At 39.4% G+C, this 19,700-nt stretch carries 15 protein-coding genes; 2 read left to right on the top strand and 13 right to left on the bottom strand.

What is annotated here, in order from left to right; genetic code table 11:
- Positions 1 to 336 precede the first annotated feature (336 nt).
- From argS to pta, 7 genes are all read right to left on the bottom strand, one after another.
- On the bottom strand, positions 337 to 1,983 hold the full coding sequence (gene argS, locus RZ44_RS09085) for an arginine--tRNA ligase (RefSeq protein WP_035810595.1): 1,647 nt from the start codon (positions 1,981 to 1,983) through the stop codon (positions 337 to 339).
- A gap of 2 nt (positions 1,984 to 1,985) precedes the next feature.
- Positions 1,986 to 2,384 carry a YwiB family protein gene (locus RZ44_RS09080; protein ID WP_035810593.1) on the bottom strand — a complete coding sequence of 133 codons (399 nt, stop codon included), beginning with the start codon at positions 2,382 to 2,384 and terminating at the stop codon, positions 1,986 to 1,988.
- Positions 2,385 to 2,581: 197 nt separating this feature from the next.
- Complete coding sequence (locus RZ44_RS09075; RefSeq protein WP_035810590.1) at positions 2,582 to 3,103, bottom strand: YwhD family protein; 522 nt, start codon at positions 3,101 to 3,103, stop codon at positions 2,582 to 2,584.
- A gap of 11 nt (positions 3,104 to 3,114) precedes the next feature.
- Positions 3,115 to 4,413 carry an HD domain-containing protein gene (locus RZ44_RS09070; RefSeq protein ID WP_035811717.1) on the bottom strand — a complete coding sequence of 433 codons (1,299 nt, stop codon included), beginning with the start codon at positions 4,411 to 4,413 and terminating at the stop codon, positions 3,115 to 3,117.
- Positions 4,414 to 4,486: 73 nt separating this feature from the next.
- Entirely contained in the window at positions 4,487 to 5,665 is a 1,179-nt protein-coding gene (locus tag RZ44_RS09065) for an MFS transporter (protein WP_035810588.1), read from the bottom strand.
- A 51-nt stretch (positions 5,666 to 5,716) separates the two neighbouring features.
- Positions 5,717 to 6,532 carry a lipoate--protein ligase family protein gene (locus RZ44_RS09060; RefSeq protein ID WP_052108944.1) on the bottom strand — a complete coding sequence of 272 codons (816 nt, stop codon included), beginning with the start codon at positions 6,530 to 6,532 and terminating at the stop codon, positions 5,717 to 5,719.
- Positions 6,522 to 7,511 (bottom strand): phosphate acetyltransferase, encoded by a 990-nt coding sequence (gene pta / locus RZ44_RS09055; protein WP_035810586.1) that lies wholly within the window; start codon positions 7,509 to 7,511, stop codon positions 6,522 to 6,524. Before pta ends, RZ44_RS09060 begins: the two co-directional genes overlap by 11 nt.
- Positions 7,512 to 7,645: 134 nt before the next feature.
- Between pta and hemQ the strand changes: the two genes are divergently transcribed.
- On the top strand, positions 7,646 to 8,395 hold the full coding sequence (gene hemQ / locus RZ44_RS09050) for a hydrogen peroxide-dependent heme synthase (RefSeq protein WP_035810584.1): 750 nt from the start codon (positions 7,646 to 7,648) through the stop codon (positions 8,393 to 8,395).
- Positions 8,396 to 8,798: 403 nt separating this feature from the next.
- Positions 8,799 to 9,521: an MBL fold metallo-hydrolase gene (locus tag RZ44_RS09045; protein ID WP_052108943.1), complete on the top strand. Its 723-nt coding sequence runs from the start codon at positions 8,799 to 8,801 to the stop codon at positions 9,519 to 9,521.
- Positions 9,522 to 9,563: 42 nt separating this feature from the next.
- Here the strand turns inward: RZ44_RS09045 and RZ44_RS09040 are convergent, their stop codons facing one another.
- The 6 genes from RZ44_RS09040 to RZ44_RS09015 form a co-directional block, all read right to left on the bottom strand.
- The gene (locus RZ44_RS09040) at positions 9,564 to 9,761 is read right to left on the bottom strand and encodes a PLDc N-terminal domain-containing protein (RefSeq protein ID WP_035810581.1); all 198 of its coding nucleotides are present in this window, start codon (positions 9,759 to 9,761) and stop codon (positions 9,564 to 9,566) included.
- 132 nt (positions 9,762 to 9,893) lie between these two features.
- The gene (locus RZ44_RS09035) at positions 9,894 to 10,718 is read right to left on the bottom strand and encodes an acyltransferase family protein (protein ID WP_052108941.1); all 825 of its coding nucleotides are present in this window, start codon (positions 10,716 to 10,718) and stop codon (positions 9,894 to 9,896) included.
- Between the two features lie 40 nt (positions 10,719 to 10,758).
- Positions 10,759 to 13,806 (bottom strand): type III restriction-modification system endonuclease, encoded by a 3,048-nt coding sequence (locus tag RZ44_RS09030; protein ID WP_035810580.1) that lies wholly within the window; start codon positions 13,804 to 13,806, stop codon positions 10,759 to 10,761.
- Positions 13,807 to 13,816: 10 nt separating this feature from the next.
- Positions 13,817 to 15,757, bottom strand: a complete 1,941-nt coding sequence (locus tag RZ44_RS09025; protein ID WP_197693007.1) for a site-specific DNA-methyltransferase — start codon at positions 15,755 to 15,757, stop codon at positions 13,817 to 13,819.
- Positions 15,758 to 15,788: 31 nt separating this feature from the next.
- On the bottom strand, positions 15,789 to 16,445 hold the full coding sequence (locus tag RZ44_RS09020) for a DUF4391 domain-containing protein (RefSeq protein WP_035810577.1): 657 nt from the start codon (positions 16,443 to 16,445) through the stop codon (positions 15,789 to 15,791).
- On the bottom strand, positions 16,445 to 19,675 hold the full coding sequence (locus RZ44_RS09015; protein ID WP_035810574.1) for a helicase-related protein: 3,231 nt from the start codon (positions 19,673 to 19,675) through the stop codon (positions 16,445 to 16,447). The genes RZ44_RS09020 and RZ44_RS09015 overlap by 1 nt, the downstream gene beginning before the upstream one ends.
- Between the last annotated feature and the right edge of the window lie 25 nt (positions 19,676 to 19,700).

Genomic DNA, 19,700 nt, shown 5'->3' with positions numbered 1-19,700 from the left:
TGGGCGTCGTCGTCAAAAAAACGAAGACGTCCAACACAGCCTGGACGGCGTCGTCAAAAAAACGAAGACGTTCAACACAGACTGGACGGCGTCGTCAAAAAAACGAAGACGTTCAACACAGCCTGGGCGTCGTCAAAAAAACGAAGACGTTCAACACAGACTGGACGGCGTCGTCAAAAAAACGAAGACGTTCAACACAGCCTGGGCGTCGTCGTCAAAAAAACGAAGACGCCCACAGCCGCAATATATTCATTATATTAAAGTTCATCACCCTTATACAGGGTAAATCCCGAATAAAAAAGCCCGAACTCGAAAGTTCGGGCTCCAGTATATGATTTACATTTTTTCAGGTGCAGATACGTCGATCAGACGAAGTGCGTTTTCCAGTGTCTGGCGCACGGCTTCGATCATCAGTATATATGCACGTGTTTTATCTGCATTTTCACCAAGTACTTTTTCTGCGTTATAGAATTTGTGGAAGCTTGCCGCTAAATCGTGGATGTAGTTCGGAATACGCTGTGTTGCGCGTGATTCCGCTGCACCTTTAACGATGTTCGGGAATTCCAGTACTTTCTTAAGCAGTTCAAGTGCCTGTTCGTTTTCAATAATGTCCACAGGATTCTGAAGGTCCACTTCGAAGCCCTGTTCTTTTGCCTGGCGTAAAATACTGCAGATTCGCGCGTGAGCGTACTGTGCATAGTACACAGGGTTGTCGCTTGATTCACTGCGTGCAAGGTCCAGGTCAAAGTCAAAGTGAGTGTCTGTCGAACGCATAATCATGAAGTAACGTGCAGCATCCACACCGATCATGTCAATCAGATCACGCAGTGTCACTGCTTTACCTGTACGTTTACTCATCTTCACTTCTTCGCCGTTTTCAAGCAGACGAACGAGCTGCATAATTTGGATTTCCAGCTTATCGGGGTTCTCACCTAAAGCGCCTAATGATGCTTTCAGACGGTTGATATAACCATGGTGGTCTGCACCGAATAAGTTAATCAGCTTGTCGAATCCGCGCTCTACTTTATCGTAGTGGTATGCAATATCCGGCATTAAGTACGTCAGTGTACCGTCGCCTTTTACAAGGACGCGGTCTTTATCGTCTTTAAAGTCTGTCGTACGCAGCCACGTCGCATCGTCTGCTTCAAAGATGTAGCCGTTCTCTTTCATCTTCGTCATCGCTTCGTCGATTTCGCCGCTTTCATACAATGATGTTTCACTGAACCAGTTATCGAATTTAATGCGGAATTCCTCAAGGTCGCCTTTCAGCTTACGCATTTCATACTCGACACCAAGGTCGCGGAATTTCGAAATACGTTCCGCTTCTTCCAGGTCTTTGTATTCCGGGTGCTCTGACGCCAGTTTCTCACCGATGACTTTAATATCTTTACCGTTGTAGCCGTCTTCAGGCATATTCAGTTCTTCACCGAGTGCCTCAAAGTAACGCGCCTCAATCGATTTCGCAAGATTGTTGATTTGGTTTCCGGCATCGTTAATGTAGTATTCACGCGTCACATCGTAACCCGCAAAATCCATAATGTTGGCAAGTGTCGCACCGACAGATGCGTTTCTCGCGTGTCCGATATGCAGATCGCCTGTCGGGTTCGCACTTACGAACTCAATCAGTACTTTTTCCGCTGATTCCTGCGCTGTGCGTCCGTAGTTTTCTTTCTTATCGAGCACAGTGTAAATGACGTTGGCAAGTTCAGCTGTCTCCATTTTAAAGTTGATAAAACCCGGCCCTGCGATGCTGATTTCTTTAACGCTTGCTGCTTTTTTATCGATGTTGTCGATAATCGCCTGTGCGATATCTCTCGGGTTTTTACGAGCCAGTTTCGTCAGTGTCATCGCTGCATTCGTTGAAAAGTCACCGTTGTTTTTATCTTTCGGCACTTCAACTTTAACTTCAGGAATTTCTTCCACTATGTCCGCTTTTTTAATCGCGGCTTCAATTGCTTCTTTTAACTGCTGTTTTAAGTTCATAATTAAATCCTCTCCAACGTGTATTTATATTTGCCGAGCAGCGTGCCACTTTCAAATAAATCATATTTAATAGTCAGTATGCCGTCTCCGGTTTTCAGTTCATGTGTCACAATTTCAAAATGGTGTCTGCCGGCCGGAGAGTCGTAAAACGTATCCGTCCTCACACCTTCTTCAAAATAAAAATTCATATTTATAATGCCCCGTCGCTGGAGTTTAACGTAGTTATCCCCAAGTCTGACCGTGACTTTAAGTTCGTTGTCATCAAGCGCTTCAGTATAGCGCAAATACGTGTCCCCTTTGTCAATTTCGGAGACTGTCAGTTTCTGTTCGTATTTCGTTTCTTCACCGTGCATAAATACAAGCTGCGTCAGTATGCAGTCATGCGTTATTGATCCGGTCATTTTTATCACCTTCAGTATCGTAAATTATACCATATCGGAAACCGCATTGGTCCCGTTAAACATAAAAAAGGCAGGGCAAATTGCCCCGCCTTTATGTCCTAGTTATATGTCTATAACTATCCTTTATTTTATCCATAGATTCACTATTGTGCAATGTATTATGCAAAAGACACAAAAAAGACATAATTTTTCACAGCCTATTTATCAAATGCTGCGCGCATGTCTTGTGAAATATTCCACATTTCTTCGTTGTGATTAATCAGAAACTGTTTCAGCGTTTCTTTGGAATGGTCATCGAGAATATCGAGCTTGATACGCCCCTTCATTGCATCATCAAGACTGTTTACATGTTCATGCATCATTTTGTAGCCGCGGCGCTTTTCTTTATTGACCATTAGGTAGCATGCACCTGCACCGTTATAAACCGGTCCTGCCTCTGTACGCTCCACCGCGATCCATATCAGGAAATATTCTTTCGCATCCGGACCTTCGGCTTCCGCTTTATCTTTAATCCATTTTACGCGTTTTTCCACTTCGGCTTTGCCGTGCAGACCACCGATATCGAGTTCCGCTTCCTGCGTGTCGATATTAATATAGACAGGTGCAATATTTTCAAGACTGATTGCACCGAAGTTTTGTCCCCTGTGCCCGTCTAGCGGGTCGTTTTTAATAATATTAAACTGGAATCCAGGCTTTTTCTTTGGTTGTTCTTCAGCCAATGTTATACCTCCTAGTCAAGTTCATTCAGTAAATTAATAATTTCTGCTTTGACGCTTAAATCTTTAATCGCCAAAATCTTTTCTTTCGGATAATACAATCTCGAACCCAGACGGTGAATACCGGTAATGGAGTTAATAATCGCCGACTGCGAACTGATTTCCCTGATGTCACCGTTCGGACGCAGCAGGTGAATCGGACGTCTGTTGCGGTTCTGTCCCGGTCTGTCATAATCATACGGCAGATCGGAGTAGCTGTCGCTGAAGACGTAATAATCCGGATCGATACCCGCTTTTTTATACAGTTCATTCAGTTCGGAAATCGTAATAATCGAACCGTCAAACGGTAAATATTTAAACAGGTCGCGGTTGACGAAACGGCCGGCAAGATCGCTCAGTATTTCATCATCTTCCTGCACCCATTCCTGCAGATAAAAGTTAACGACCATTTCATCAAGGCGCAGATAATCGTGCACCGTGACGTTCTCGTTAAAGAACGGAATGAAATACGTCGGCTGCTGTTTAAAGCTGTAGTCCGATTTATACAATGCTTTCGCACGCTGCATAACGAGGTTCAGCATCACTTCACCGCCGCGCGATACCGGATGGAAATATACCTGCCAGTACATCTGATAACGGCTCATTAAGTAATCCTCCACCGCATGCATCCCGCTTTCCTTAATCAGCACTTCGTCTTTTGACGGGCGCATCACACGGAGAATCCGCTCCATATCGAACGTACCATAACTGACACCCGTATAGTAGGAATCCCTCTGCAGATAATCCATTCTGTCGGCATCAATCTGACTCGAAATCATGCTGATGACAAGCTTGTTCGGATGCGTCTTATTGATGACTTCCGCCACTTCACGCGGGAAATCCGGCGAGACTTTCGACAGCACTGCGTTGACTTCTGTATTTTCGAGAATAATTTTCCTCGTATATTCTTCGTGATCAGTATGGAATATATCTTCAAACGTATGGGAAAACGGCCCGTGCCCAAGGTCATGCAGCAATGCTGCTGCCAGTGCGAGCAGACGGTCGTCGTTGTTCCATTCGGGATATTCTTCAAAGTTCTCAATCATGCGGCGCACAATTTCATAAACACCGAGCGAATGGTTAAAACGCGAATGTTCCGCGCTGTGAAACGCCAGATATAATGTGCCGAGCTGCTTGATTCTCCTAAGCCGCTGAAATTCTTTCGTTTTCACGAGGTCCCAGATGACCTGGTCGCGGACGTGAACGTACCGGTGGACCGGATCTTTAAAGACTTTTTCTTCCTGTAATTGTTTCCTGCTGTAGTCACTCATCATCACGCTTTTACGCCTCCCTTAACACCCCAATAATATCATAAAACGGCCGGCAAAGCCGACCGTTTCAACCTGTTTAGCTGTATGAACCTGTTCCACGTTTGCCTACCATCATAAAGTAAATGAAACCTGCAGCAAGTATCGGTACAATCATCAGGAGATACATACCGCTGTATCCTGCGAACGGCACGAGCAGCCCGAGGAATAGCGGGCCGAAGCCGAGACCGATCTCAAGGATGATAAAGAACGTCGATGTGGCGAGGCCGACATTTTCTTTCGGCGCCATATTCACGCAGATAATCTGGGCGGCCGACTGGAAGTTCCCCCAGCCGAGACCGATTATATACCCGGCCGCGAGCACGACAAATCCGGACGTTCCGTAACCGAGCATGAGAAATCCGAGCGCCATCAGTATAAATGTCGGGTAAACGACAATATTAGGTCCTTTCCGGTCAATCAGTCTGCCGGTAAACGGACGCGTTGTCAGCACCGCTCCTGCATAGATAATAAAGAAGAAGCTTGCTGCGGTAACGACGTCGATTTCAATCGCATAAGTATTAAGAAACGACAGAACACTCGAGTATGCCAGTCCCATAAGAAATATCGGCAGCAGCATACGGAGTGCCTTCCGTTCGATTAAAACAAATTTTGACGGTTTGATTGCCGTTGCCTTTGTCACGTTGTTAATTTTAATCATCGGGAGCATCAGTACAACACCGATCATTAGCACGCCGACGTAAATCAGCATCATTTCAAACGTGATGAATTCAAGCAGCAGGAATGAAATGAACGGCCCCACTGCGCTCGCTACGACCATACTTAAACTGAAGTAGCTGATGCCCTCACCCCGGCGCTCTTCCGGCACCGATATCGTCGCCAGTGTATTCAGCGCCGTACTGATAATACCTGTCGCAATACCGTTAAGCAGTCTCGTAATAATCAGAAACGTTAATCCGAAATCAAAGAAATAAAGAACATAAGTCAGAAAATATAAAACTGTTCCGATGTACATAATTTTCCGTCCGCCGAGATAGTTTATCTGAAACCCTGTAACGGCTCGTCCAATCAGTACCCCGACGATAAATATGCTGGCGACAAAACCGGCAATACTCGGATTGACAGCATATTTTTCGATCGCATAGTTGCTGATTGTTACTAATGTTGAATACATTGCACCCATTAAAATAAAATGAAACACAAATATTACTGTAAATTCTTTCGTCCATATTTTCGGAGCATAAGAACTTGTCGACATGGTATTCCTTCTTTCATGCAAATTAAAAGACCAGTATTCAATTTATACTGGTCAGTCAAAAGTTACGTATTTTTTATTACGCTCTTTAATGTTTCCGAGGAACTGTTCATACATGGCCTGCTGATTATCATCAGGACCCGGATAATCTTCCAGTTCCGCTCCCATACTCTGAAGTGTTTCAAGCGCACGGCGCTCCACGTCTTCAATAGAGAAATCTGCATCAAGCAGCTCGTTCAAAGATGCCATATGATCCGGATTAATTACCGGATAACTAAACTTCTCGCTGTCTTCTGCATGTGCATAGCGGTAAAAGTCTTTCATAAACTGCGCACGCTCCGAACCGCTCCCCGTCACACATAAATATATCTGCACGGCGACACCGTCTTTAATGCGGCGCTGTGAAATCCCTGCAAACTTTTTACCGCCGATACTTAAATCGTAAGTACCCGGGCAGTAGCTTGCAGAAATTTCATAAGCTTCAACTTTTCCTTCCGGAAACATTTTCGTCACTAACTCTGTCATTATATCATAGCCTTTTTCTATATACGGAAAATCGGCTTTCGGCAGTACGAGTGAAATGTTCAGGACCCCTTCATCCAGAACCACACCCAGTCCGCCGCTGTTACGTACGATAAAGTCAAATCCTGCATCTGAAATATAATCGAGTCCGAATGTCAGTTTCGGCAGCCTCGCATCCTGCAGCCCCAGTATTATGTATGGTGAATGCACCCAGAAACGCACTTTCGGGACATTATCTTCACTAATCTGATGCTGCAGAAAGTCATCAAATGCAAAGGACTCAAATGGATGAGCCGTCTGCATTTTGCCGATTACTTCCAGCGGTCCGTTAAAAAATTCAGCTGTCATGACGATTTGCCATTACCTGCGTTGCCGTAAACAGAGCAAGGTTATATACTTCTTCAGTCGTCGTACCGCGGGACAGGTCGTTCACCGGTTTGTTCAGCCCTTGTAAAATCGGGCCGTATGCTTCAAAGCCGCCTAAGCGCTGTGCAATTTTATAACCGATGTTGCCCGCTTCAAGTGACGGGAAGATAAAGACGTTCGCGTTACCTTCAAGCGGTGATTTCGGAGATTTTTTCTCCGCCACACCGGGAACAAACGCCGCATCAAACTGCAGCTCGCCGTCGATTAAAGTATCGGGCAGTTTATCCTGTGCGTATTCTGTAGCAAGACGGACTTTTTCCGCCTCTTCTGTTTTAGCAGACCCTTTTGAAGAGAAGCTTAAGAGTGCCACACGCGGTGTAATCCCAAAACTCTGTGTCGTCTTCGCGGTCTCAACCGCCACTTCCGATAATTCTTCTGCGGTCAGTGTCGGGTTAATTGCACAATCCCCCATGACATACAGCTCATCGCCGCGGCGCATGAAGAAAATACCGCTCGTTTTCGATACGCCGTCTTTAGTTTTAATAATCTGAAGTGCCGGACGCACCGTGTCAGGTGTCGAATGCATCGCACCGGAAACCATCCCGTCAGCATATCCTGTATGTACAAGCATCGTGCCAAAATAGTTTATGTTCTGAACAATATCTTCAGCCTGTTCAAGCGTTACTTTGCCCTGTCGGACTTCGCAGAACTCTTCGGCAAGACTGCCGCTTAACTCAGACGTTTTCGGATTTATAATTTCCAAGCCTTCAATATCAATATTTTTATCAGCAGCGATTTTTTGAAGCTCGTCAGCATCGCCGATTACAATCGGATGCACGTAGCTGTTTTTTAAATGTTCCGCTGCAGCAGTAAGGATTCTCGTATCCGTACCTTCCGGAAATACAATCTTGATGTTTTCACCATTTAAATTATTTTTAAGATCTGTAATGAATGTACTCATTATATCCTCCTTGGCTACTATACTTTAAAATATATTATACGTGTTTTGTCACATCTTTTAAACAGAATCTCTTGTTAAAACGTTTTCCATTGGTCTAGAATAGAAGTAATGACTTAAATAAGGAGAGAGTTTAGATGAGTGAACCGGTAAGTACAATAGATGGCTGGTACAGTTTACACCTGCTTTACAGCGTGGACTGGGCAGGTTTGCGTGTATTGGACAAAGATGAAAGAAATGCGCTGACAGATGAACTTCAGGCATTTTTAAACAGACAGGAAGAAGTGCATGAAAAACACGAAGGTGACTATGCATTTTACAACATCATGGGACATAAAGCAGATATCATCATGTGGCTGCTGCGCCCGACTGCGGACGAACTGATCAAGCTTGAACTTGAAATTAACAAACTCGCAATCGCGGACTACTTAATCCCGACTTACTCTTACGTATCCATTATCGAGATGAGCAGTTATTTAGGCGGGAACAAAACTCCTGAAGAAATGATGGAAATCCCGCACATCAAGCAGAGATTATATCCTTCACTGGAAAAATCCAAATATATCTGCTTCTATCCGATGGATAAAAAACGCGACCTTGACGACAACTGGTACATGCTTCCGATGGAAGAGCGCAAACAGTTAATGCGTGACCACGGCATGATCGGCCGTAAATACGCAGGCAAGATCAAGCAGTACATCACAGGCTCACAAGGTCTCGACAAATACGAATGGGCAGTTACATTATTATCGGATGACATGCTCGAATTCAAAAAAATTATCTACGAAATGAGATTCGACGAAACAAGTGCGCGCTACGGCGTCTTCGGCGATTTCTACGTCGGCGGACACATTCCGAACGACGCAATCGCGGACTACTTCGGATAAATCTTATATTGGAAGGCGGTTCCCTCGATGGAATCGTCTTTTTTTTGCGGGTGGGCTGGTTGAGTCCGATGAGCTCCGCTCATACGACTGCAATGTTGTCTTCTCACCTGCTGCAGCACTGGTAAAGGCTCTTTCCCATGCGTTTTTCTAACCAGTTGGTTTTACGATGTGAGATAATGGTTATATATAACTATCTATCATTTAGGAGGTAAACTTATGGGACGTTTACTCAGACGTGCGGCAATTTTTATCGCACCAATTATTATAAATAAAGTTGTACAGAAATTTCTTAACAAAGATGACAAATCTTCTTCGAAGAGCAAGAAAAGAAAATAAGACAAGATAAAAACCACCTAACACATGTTAAGTGGTTTTCTGTCTGTCTATATAAAGGATGATGATTATGCTCACCCAAATATCACCGCACGTTTACATACTGCCGTTCGACAGTCAACGCGACCGTCCGAATCTCGGTTACATACACGGCGAAAAATTCAGCTTGCTCGTCGATACAGGCAATTCCAAAGCGCATCTGAACACGATGTTGAAAGCAATTAAAGATGCGAACCTTCCCGCGCCGGCAATCGCGCTGATCACCCACTGGCACTGGGACCATACATTCGGCATGCACGCTTTCCCAGGCACAACGATGACGCATACTAAAACCAATGAAATTCTCAACGATCTCACAAAATGGAAATGGACGCCGGAAGCAATGAACGAACGTCTTAAAACCGGTGAGGAATGCGAATTCTGCGACACGCATATTAAAATTGAATACGACGATATTACAGAAATTAAAGTCGTTCGTGCAGACGTTGAATTCGACGGCAATTTAACTATTAATCCCGGCAACGTTACAGTTGAGGTCACTCCAATCGCAAACCCGCATTCTGATGACGGTGCAGTCGTGTATATTAAAGAAGATAAAGTACTCTTCGCCGGCGATGCCGACACGGGTGACTTTTACGAACTGGACGGCGGTTATGACGCGAACAAATTTTATGATTACGTTACAAGTGTCGACAAAATCCCGTACGAAACTTATATCCACGGGCATCTTGCCCCGATGACGCGCACAGAAGTTTCGGCGCTCCGTAAAGAAATTGAAACTGAGGAACTGTAAAAACAGAAACCCTTACGGATCTCTGCATCATCAGTTTTACATTTACTTGCGTTCCAGCACGAAATACAGGACAGGCCCGACAATATTAAAAACAACTACGATTATTATCCACGCCGCTCTGTTTAAATATTTAAAACGCCGCTGCCGGGCAATCATCATTAACGCGGAAACCATTAACAGCAGCTGCAGAATTATTAACGGAATTAGAAATGGCATCAGTTCACTAACATTTATGTTCATGTTAATCCCCCATTACCGTTATTTAATTATATAAAATATCTTATTAATATCTATTACCCGTTCATGACAGAAAAATACATAAAATTAAAAAGTGCAGGAGCCATTCAGGCTCCCGCACCGATTTTCCCACCATTATTTTTTCCATTTCAATTCAACAAGCGGCCGCGTGAGCGCCACTGCCGGTCTGCTCGACAGCACTATGACCCCCAGTGCCGACAGCAGCACGAACCAGAACGTTTCATACCAATGGTTATACCACAGTATTTCAAACTCCCTGAATGGCTGAATGATAAAACCGTGCAGCAGATAAACATATAAGGTCTTCTCGCCGATTTTTGTCAGCCAGCCGAAATCTCCCGACGGTATCAACGCAATCATACTGATAATTAAGAGTGCCGCCAGAATATATATAATGAGACGCATCAAACCGCCGCTCATTTCCGCTTCCAGACGCTGATAAGCGACTGCCCCGGACAGCCAGTCCGTATCGAGCGTTACATCCACATTGATAAAGAGATAAATAAATGCAAACAGCGCTGTCATAAAAATAATGCCTGCGATACTTAAGGCCTTGGTTTTTATCAGCTGAACATTCTCTTTCGTCATAAAGTAACCCGCTAAAAAGAACGGAAAGAATACTAATGTTCTGGAAAGGCTGAGGCCGTATGCAGACAGGTCGACATAGCCTGCTGCGATGCCGATAAAGACCGCAAGGAGGATACTTGCCGCTGCCGGTATTCTTTTAAACAGTACGAGCAGAATGTGCCAGCAGAACAGGCTGACTAAAAACCTCATCGCCCACTGCGGATGCAGGATGCCTTTGTACCATTCTTCACGCCCGAGCAGAAAATATAAGACTGTGTACAGCCCCTGAAATATTAAATAAGGCAGCAGCAGTTTTTTTGCGAGATTTAAAATGTATTTCGGTTCACCGTAACGTTGGATAGGGTAAAACACAAGAAGTAAGGTAGCCTAGTCTTTCTGGCTACCTTTAATATTAATTCGAATTCACAAAGTTCAAAAGTTCGTCAAAGTTTGAAATAATATCGTACTTAACAGTATTATCGCTTATTTTCTTAAAATGTTCTTTAGCACAATGTTCCTTTAGCTTCTCGACCTTTCGAATGTCCATGGATGACATACTTCCTTTTGTTTCAGCCACAAAATAAATATGTTTAACCGTTCCTTCTTCAAAAGCGATTGCCCAGTCAGGGTTGTATTTTCCAACTGGTGTATTTATATAGAAGCCATTAGGCAGTTTAATATACACTGCAACGTTCTCTTTTGAATCAAGGCTTTCTGCAAATTTACGTTCATTTGTTGAATCATAAATTAAATGGTCATACAAATGCTTGTTAGTTTTCATTGCATTTACTTCGAGCTTACCCTTTAACGTTGGCTCTGTGAAAATATCAGTTGTATATGACTCATCTAGTTTATTATAAGAAATGTGTTCAATAATAACCGTCGCTTTTTGCTCATTAATTAAATTTGAACATTTTATAATGAATTCTTCTGGATTCATCTTAAATTGGTCAAATGTTGTTTTTGCAATTCCTCTTAGGATTTGACTAACGTTGTGTCTAGTGAGTTCAGTTTGTTCCACAATCTGCCCAATTAAATCATATTTCACATTTGCATTTACCATAGAATCCACTTCCTTATCATCAGAGGAAGTCTTTTTAAAATCTTCTCCCGCTTCTAATGATTCTTTTGATTTAATGGACTCCATTTCACCTGCATCAATTTTAAAGTAAATCTTTGATACTCTTAACTTACGGTCCAATTCATTAATGGACTTACTAATTAGTTCATCTGTGTCAAAATTAACAACATAAGCTGACTTATGATTAATTTTGTTCCAAAGTGCTTTAAATTCTTCCATTTGGAGCTTGGTTTCATCCACTTTCGCTTCAACGTTGTTATCTCTAGCATTTTCAGGTTTCATGGCATTAGGGTCATAAATTGAATCAAGAATCCCTACAATTTCATAAGTATAAGGTGCAAGTTCTTCAGCAACTTTTAGTTCACCATTCTTTACATCGCTATAATAGGTCTCTGTTAATTCATTGCTATCATTTAAGTAATCATTCCTTATTAAACCATTGGTGATTTTCATGGCTAGTTTTCGGTCAACGACTTGTTCATTTAATCCATTTTCATCTTTAATCACTTTATTTTCAAATAGATCATATGTTACCTCTCTTGGTCTATCTGCAACAACTGCTGCAATTTCTGATTGTAAGCTTTTCGTAAAATCCTCATAGCTTTCATTTGCAACAACTGTTAAGGTATTAACCGTATGTACATCTTCACCAAGTATGGTAGCATCCATTCTTTCCCCTACATTATTCACGCTAAGTCTTAATCCACGCCCTACTTCTTGTCTTTTACGAACATCCGAGCTACTTTGCTTTAATGTACATATTTGAAAAACATTGGGATTATCCCAACCTTCACGTAATGCTGAATGTGAGAAAATAAAACGAACTGGTTCTTTCATATCTAATAAACGTTCTTTATCCTTCATAATGAGGTCATATGCATCTTCATCATCGGAAGTACTTTCCTTACGATTATTAATTTTGCTTTCTTTAAATTGGTTAGATTTTTTATCGATTGAAAAATAGCCTTTATGCGTTTTTGATGCATCTATTTTATTAACATAATTGAGATAATCATCTTCCCCAAATTGGATTTGCCATTCATTTAGAATTGATTCATATTCCTCTTCAAAAATATCACCATAAATGCCATTCATCTCTTGCCCAGCTTCATCATATTGTTTATATTTTGCAACCTCATCAATAAAGAATAGCGATAATACTTTGATACCTTTATAAAATAAATCGCGTTCTTTTTCTAAATGAGACTGGATTGTTTCTCTTATTTGAATGCGTCTTAGGTGCTCTTCATTGACTTCACCAACTACTTCTCCAGCGTATATTATTATGCCATTCGTAAACTCTACACTGTTGTCAAGACCGCTAATACGAGCAATAGTGAATCCTTTATATTGTTCAAGACCATCAGACAAATCAAACAGGTTATCTCCTTCACGAACATGACGTGTAATACGTCGCACTTTGTTTTTACCTTTTTTTTCAAAGCCTAAAGAAGCGGTTGGTGGCTTATCACCTGATAAGTTGATTCTCTCTAAATATAAATAGCTATCCGTTCCAGTGGTTCCAGATACCGAGATACCTTTGACAGCAATTCTCTTAACTAAGCGCTTATTATAAGCTTCTAGGGCATCCAAACGATAAATCATATTGTAAATTGAATCTTTTTTATGTGTTGCTGAATATCGCAAAGTCATTAATGGATTAAATTCTTTTAACTTTTCCTTTGTAGCTTTTCCCTCTACAGATTGTGGTTCATCTATAATCATAATAGGGTTGGTGGCTGCAATAACATCAATCGGCCTTCTTGATTGAAAGTCATCCAGTTCCATGTATATTCGCCTTGCATCTTTACCTCTTGCATTAAATGCCTGAGAGTTTATTATCATTACATTGATTCCACTATCGCTAGCAAATTGTTCAACCTTTGTTAAATCTTTTGAGTTATAAATGAAGAAGCGTGCCTTCTTATTATAATCTAAACTAAAATGTTCTTGTGTTACCTGAAACGACTTATAAATACCTTCACGGATTGCTACTGATGGTACAACGACGATAAATTTACTCCAACCATATAATTTGTTCAACTCAAACATTGTTTTAATATAAGTGTACGTTTTCCCAACTCCTGTCTCCATTTCAACAGTTAGATTGAACTTGCCCTCTAAGTGTTTTGACGGTTCCAGCTGATTTTCTCGCTGGACTTTTTGTAAATTTTCTAGGACTTGGTTATCAGAAAGTAATATTTTTTTATTGTTATAACCTGTTAACGTTTCATTATCATCCATTGTCAACTGCCTGTCTTGAAGTACACCTTTATCAACAATGTAAGTTGGGGTTAACTTAGGTTGTCCATTAAACACTTTACAGACAGCAGCTGCTGCATCCGCCTGGAACTTTTGATGTTTAAATTGTAGCTTCATAATAAACCTCCTAAATCACTTTTACTGTTGTACTAGGTGCATAAAGTTTAAAGATTTCAGTTACATTGATTTTATCTGGGCTATTTCTAAAGCTACTGTCTCTAAAGACTGCTCTTAATGGTTTCTTCTGTGCAATACCTTTTACGACATCGTCTGTAATGCTATCTTCAAAACAAGCCACTAGAGACCCACAATCGACAATATGGACAGTGGCATTATCCATCTCTTCTGTTTCATGATTCAATGACAGTGGTAAGCCCCAATCAATCATTACACCGTAAAGTAAATCTAAATCGGAACGGTCTTCTTTTATATTAGATTCTAAAGATGCAATCATATCCTGAGAGTATTCGTTAGCCGAGTAATAAATATCTTTCATATTCGAATCATCTAATCTAAAATATCTGTAGCCTACATCAGGCACTTGCAACTTCTCTCCTTGACTTTTATTAACGTCATCAACTATTGCTTCGCCAGCCTTACGAATTCTTTCAATGGATATATCTGTAATAGTCTTATAACCCTTCTTATATGCTTCACTTTTTGGATTAACCTCTTCATCAAGTTGAACCATAATATATTTCCTTTGACCACCATCTTCTTTGTTTAATTTCATAACACCGTGTGCGGTTGTGGAAGAACCCGCAAAAAAGTCCATTATAATTGCATCTTTATCCGCTAAACTTAAAATCCGTTTAATAAAAGATAATTGCTTTGGATTATCAAAGGGAGTGTTAAATGCTTTCATCATAGAATAATCTGGACGTTGGTCATCTGACATAATCGACTTAGGTCTTTGTTCCATATTTTCATGTAAGTATCTTTTTACAGTAGGTAAGCTTCCATCCGTATGAAAATGAATTCTATCCTCATCTATCAATTGTTTTAAAGTTTCTTCCTTATACCTATAACCACCTGGTGGTACAGGGTCATTTTGTTTTGTTAATGGATTATAAACTGGATTTAAATTCCCGTTTCTAACGCCACCTATATTATCTTTACGATAAAGACCTCTGTCGTCAAAATACCAATAATTGGTAAAGTCGATAAACCTCGGATACCTGGTTAAGCTTTTTAACTCCGCTGTTATTTCCTCTGTTGAAAGACCTTCCTTTTCAAGTTGACTAACCCTTTTCATGTATTCATCAACATTGTTTTTTGGTACCGACCATTTATTATCCCTATGTTTTAATTTTAAGGTTTCTATATTTTTAGCATAAACTAAGCAATACTCATGACTAACAGAAACAAACAGGCTCTGATTTTTAGAACTGTTAGTATTGCGTACAATGTTTGCTATAAAATTGCTCTCACCAAATATTTCATCACACATTTTCTTTAGGTTATATAATTCGTTATCATCAATACTAATAAAAATTATACCGTCATCTTTTAACAGGTTTTGTGAAAGCTTTAGACTTGGATACATTGAATTACACCAGTCTGAGTGAAATCGCCCATTCGATTCTGTATTTTTAAACAGTTTGTTCTCTTCTTCATCAAACATCCCTATCTGTGCGTTGTAATCATCGGTATCCATACTATAGTCATCTTTATAAATAAAGTCCTCACCAGAATTATAAGGAGGGTCAATGTATATCATTTGTACGGCATTTAAATAGGATTCTTGTAAAATCTTTAACGTATCAATATTGTTTCCCTCAATAAATATATTTTCAGTATTCTCCCAGTTTTTGCTTTTGTCTTTAACAGGCCTTAAAATTTTTGTAATTGGTTCATATGTTTTTGCAATAGCTTCTTTTTTACCTACCCAATTAAATGCATAACGCTCTTGTTCATCTGCTAGATTTTCTGCAAGTTCCTTCTTCAATAGGTCAAAATCTATTCCTTTTTTTATATTGCCATCCTCATCTTTGGCTTCAGTAATAACATTAGGAAACAATTCTGCAATTTTATCAATATTTCGCTCTCTTATATTTGCTGATTCCATTTTCATTCTATCCAATTAACTTCAATCCTTTCTATGGCTGCTCACCATCTAATTGGGCTTTGAGCTGCCTTAATTCACTCATCATGGAAACTTGCTTTTTAAATTGTTTTTCTTTAGCAATCTTTTTTTCCATTAAATGGATTTTCCTTTTTAGCTTATCTCTTTCCTTTGATTGCTCAACAGCCCTTTTAAGCCCTTCATCTTTATCAACTATTATTTGGTCTTGACCAATTTGCTGAATGAAAGATTCATATACCTGGTCCAAATTAAGTCCTTCTATTTTCAGCTCAAGATTTTCTTGTTTAATCCAATCCGTTTTAAAGTAGGTGTCTACTTTGAATTTCCCTTCTCTATTTTTATGTTGCTCTTTGTAGCTGACCCAGAGTTGATATTTATTTGCATAATTTATAATGAATACAATATGATATGGTATTTCTCTATCAATTTGTTCAATAATATTATGACTCACCTTTTCCTGCCTTAAATGAACCTCCAGTAACTCTATCTCACTAATATAATTACCAGAATCAATATTCAAGGTATCTGGTGACAATTTATATTTCCATATTATTTTATCAATCTCTTTGATAAACATTTGTTCGAGCTTATTGTTAACTTGTAAATGCTCATAGAATTTCGTCTTTGGTATTCTACGGTCAAATAAAGTACTTTTAGGGAAATCAAACATTACCTCACCACCATAAATGAGACTAGTTCAAAATCATCTAATCCCTTAACATGTGTTCTAAGTGCTGTTGTACCTCCAGCCTTAAAGAGACTATCGATATCACTTTCTTCATTTACGTTTATAATGGAACTAATTGTATCTTGGAGAAGGTCTGAGTATTTCTCCATATTTCGACCATCACTGGTTTCTTCATTAAAGCTCCGACAAAGATTCATAATTGGCTCAGTAAATCCTCTTGATTTTAATCTCAGTAAATCAAGGATTGTTTTAGGGTCTAAATGGTTGTGTATCACTTCTCCCTCTTCTGATATATAAACTAAATAAAAGGGATAGAGGCGATTCTGGCTTTTTGCATTAATATCATTGTTAATATTTTTTAGGATATATACGACACCAGGGGGGTGCTCATCAGAACTAGGTACAATTGCATGCATTCCCATTGGAGCTTCTTCTAAGCTTGGTTTTTCTTTAATATAGCCCAGCAAATCCATGCGGAATTCATTTAAGCCAAGGTCCATTATAGAAACACCGCTTGTCATTTCTTCAATATCAACAACTTCCTTCTGTAGCCGTTCCAACTGCTGCTTCCTATATTCTAAGTCACCACTTTCATCATCAATTGGATTATCATCACCTGTTGATGTCATAACCGTAATTTTCATTCTTGTTTCTACACGTGCTTTTAAGTTAATGTAGTCATCTAAATCCATGTCTGGCCAAAAATTCACTAACTGAATCTCTTTATTCGTACTTCCAATACGGTCTATACGTCCAAACCGTTGAATGATTCGCACAGGATTCCAATGTATGTCATAATTAATAAGATAATCACAGTCTTGAAGGTTTTGCCCTTCTGATATGACATCGGTAGCAATTAATATATCAATACCTTCTGTTTGATTTGGAAGAATCAGCTCTTTATCTTTTGATTTAGGCGAGAAACAAGTCAATATGGTGTTTAAGTCATTAGACAACCCTTTTACGGTATTCGCTCCTCCATCCCCACCAGTTACCATGGCTGAATTCAAACCATATTTATCTCTAAAATATGTACTTACATGTTTATACAGATACTCAACTGTATCTGAAAAAGCTGAAAAAATAATGACTTTTTTATTCTGCTCATTAATAGGATTATTTATCTTGTGTTCAATCGTTTTTATTAATTGGAAGAGCTTCTCATCATTTTGTGGACTAACACGTTTCATTTCATCAATTAATTTAATCAAAATTTCTTTATCATCATTTAAATCATCAAGCCAGGATTGGTAATCCATATCATTTAGAATGATTTTTACCTTAGAACCCACGCTGAAAAAGTCAGTATTCTGGTCATCTATATCGAAATCATCTCTATTGATATTATTAATCTCTACACTCTTTCCTTCACGATAATCATTAATTGTCTGTATCGTGTTGTTAATATTAGTTAACATGCGTTCCATCGTTAAACGGAAAGAATATACCGAGCTTTCAAGGCGTTTTAGTAAGTTTGTTCTCATCAATACTAAGATACCTTGTTCTCTGTCAGATTGTTTAAACCTAGTATGTGCCATATCTGTCCCGTATATCTCTTCATACTTGGATATTTTACTAGGTAATATATACTCTGTAGGCTTATAAATCCCTAAATTCAACATTGATAAATGTTCATATATAGTGTTATAATCCATGAGATTTTCTATGTTTGAAAGGTTACATCTAATGGATATAGGTGTTCTCCTTTCTGGAAAAGTGCCAACCTCAACCTTATCATAGTATTGTTCGATATGCTTTCTAGAACGTGCAATAGTCACACTATCAAGCAATTCGAAGAAATCAAAATCCAGCATTCTAAGTAATTGGTCTGTTGTCCGTTTCTCAGCTGGTGATTCACTCCAAGTATTAAAAACAGCTTGGGCTCGTCTGAAAATAGTATCGATTGTCGTTTTAGTATTGAGTTTTCGATTAAGTTTATCCTCTTCCCCCTCATATGCTAGTGCCAATTGGTTTTTTAAATCTGTAAATCGATTGTTTACTGGGGTTGCAGATAACATTAATACTTTCGTTTTCACTCCCTGACGAATAACACGATTTAATAATTTTAAATAACGATTTTCCTTCTCATCATTTTCACCATATACTTGTCCTCCGTTGCGGAAGTTATGTGATTCATCAATAACCACTAAGTCATAATTACCCCAATTGATTCTATCCAAAGGAATTCCATTGGAGTATCCCTTATCTCTAGATAAATCAGTATGGTATAGTACATCATATCTTAAACGGTCATCTGCAATTGGATTGTTTAAAAGGTTTTGTTTATATGTATTCCAATTATCTGATAGCTTTTTGGGACAGAGAACCAAAACAGTCTTATTTCGATTTTCGTAATACTTAATTACGCTTAAAGCAGTAAATGTCTTACCCAGCCCTACACTATCGGCTAAAATGCATCCATTATATTTTTCTAATTTATTTATCATCGCCAAACATGCCTCTTTTTGAAAATCATATAACTTATTCCAAATAGCCGATTCTTTAAAACCTGTTGCTTCATCTGGTAACACATCTTCAGATAGATCATCCAAGAATTCATTGAAGATATTATATAATGTCAGGAAATAAATAAATTCAGGTGCGTTTTCTTTATAGACTGTTGTGATGTTATCTATAACTTCATCTGTGACGTCTTGTAGTTTTTCCTTATCATTCCAGATTTGGTCGAAAGTACGCTTATAATATAATGCATTTTCCCCTTCAACACGATTAACCAAACCGTGCATATGATTCCCTTTCTCTACACCTAAATCAATTGTTGTGAAGCCATTTAATGGAGCATAAGTGTAATCGTCTGAACTATTAACATTCATAAAACCAGAGATGTGTTCCTGGGTAACATTTGACTTAAATTGAGCTTTTTTCTTTATCCAGTCTACGCATTCCTTTGCTATAGCTTTTTGTGTTAGCTCATTTCTTAATTTCACCTCGAACTCCGTACCATATAGACTCTTTTCTCTATTTAGACGAGGAATATAAAATTCACGTTTTTCCTTTTTTGTCTTATCAGAAGTAAATGAAGGCGAAGTGAATAAGAACCTTAGTTCATCTACTTGTTCCAGTTGTTTTTTCAATTCTTGGTAAGCGTAAATTGAAAAATAAGCAGCAGCAATAGAAACTTTACTATCCTTTTTTATTGTGTTTTTTAAGTCGTCATTTAATTTCTGATGGATATTATCTATTATTTGCATTAGATTTCCCTCCTCTTCCCATCAA

Source organism: Jeotgalicoccus saudimassiliensis, assembly GCF_000756715.1.
Taxonomy (GTDB): domain Bacteria; phylum Bacillota; class Bacilli; order Staphylococcales; family Salinicoccaceae; genus Jeotgalicoccus; species Jeotgalicoccus saudimassiliensis.
The sequence above is the reverse complement of the archived record's forward strand: the minus strand, read 5'-3'. Positions and strand labels throughout refer to the sequence as shown.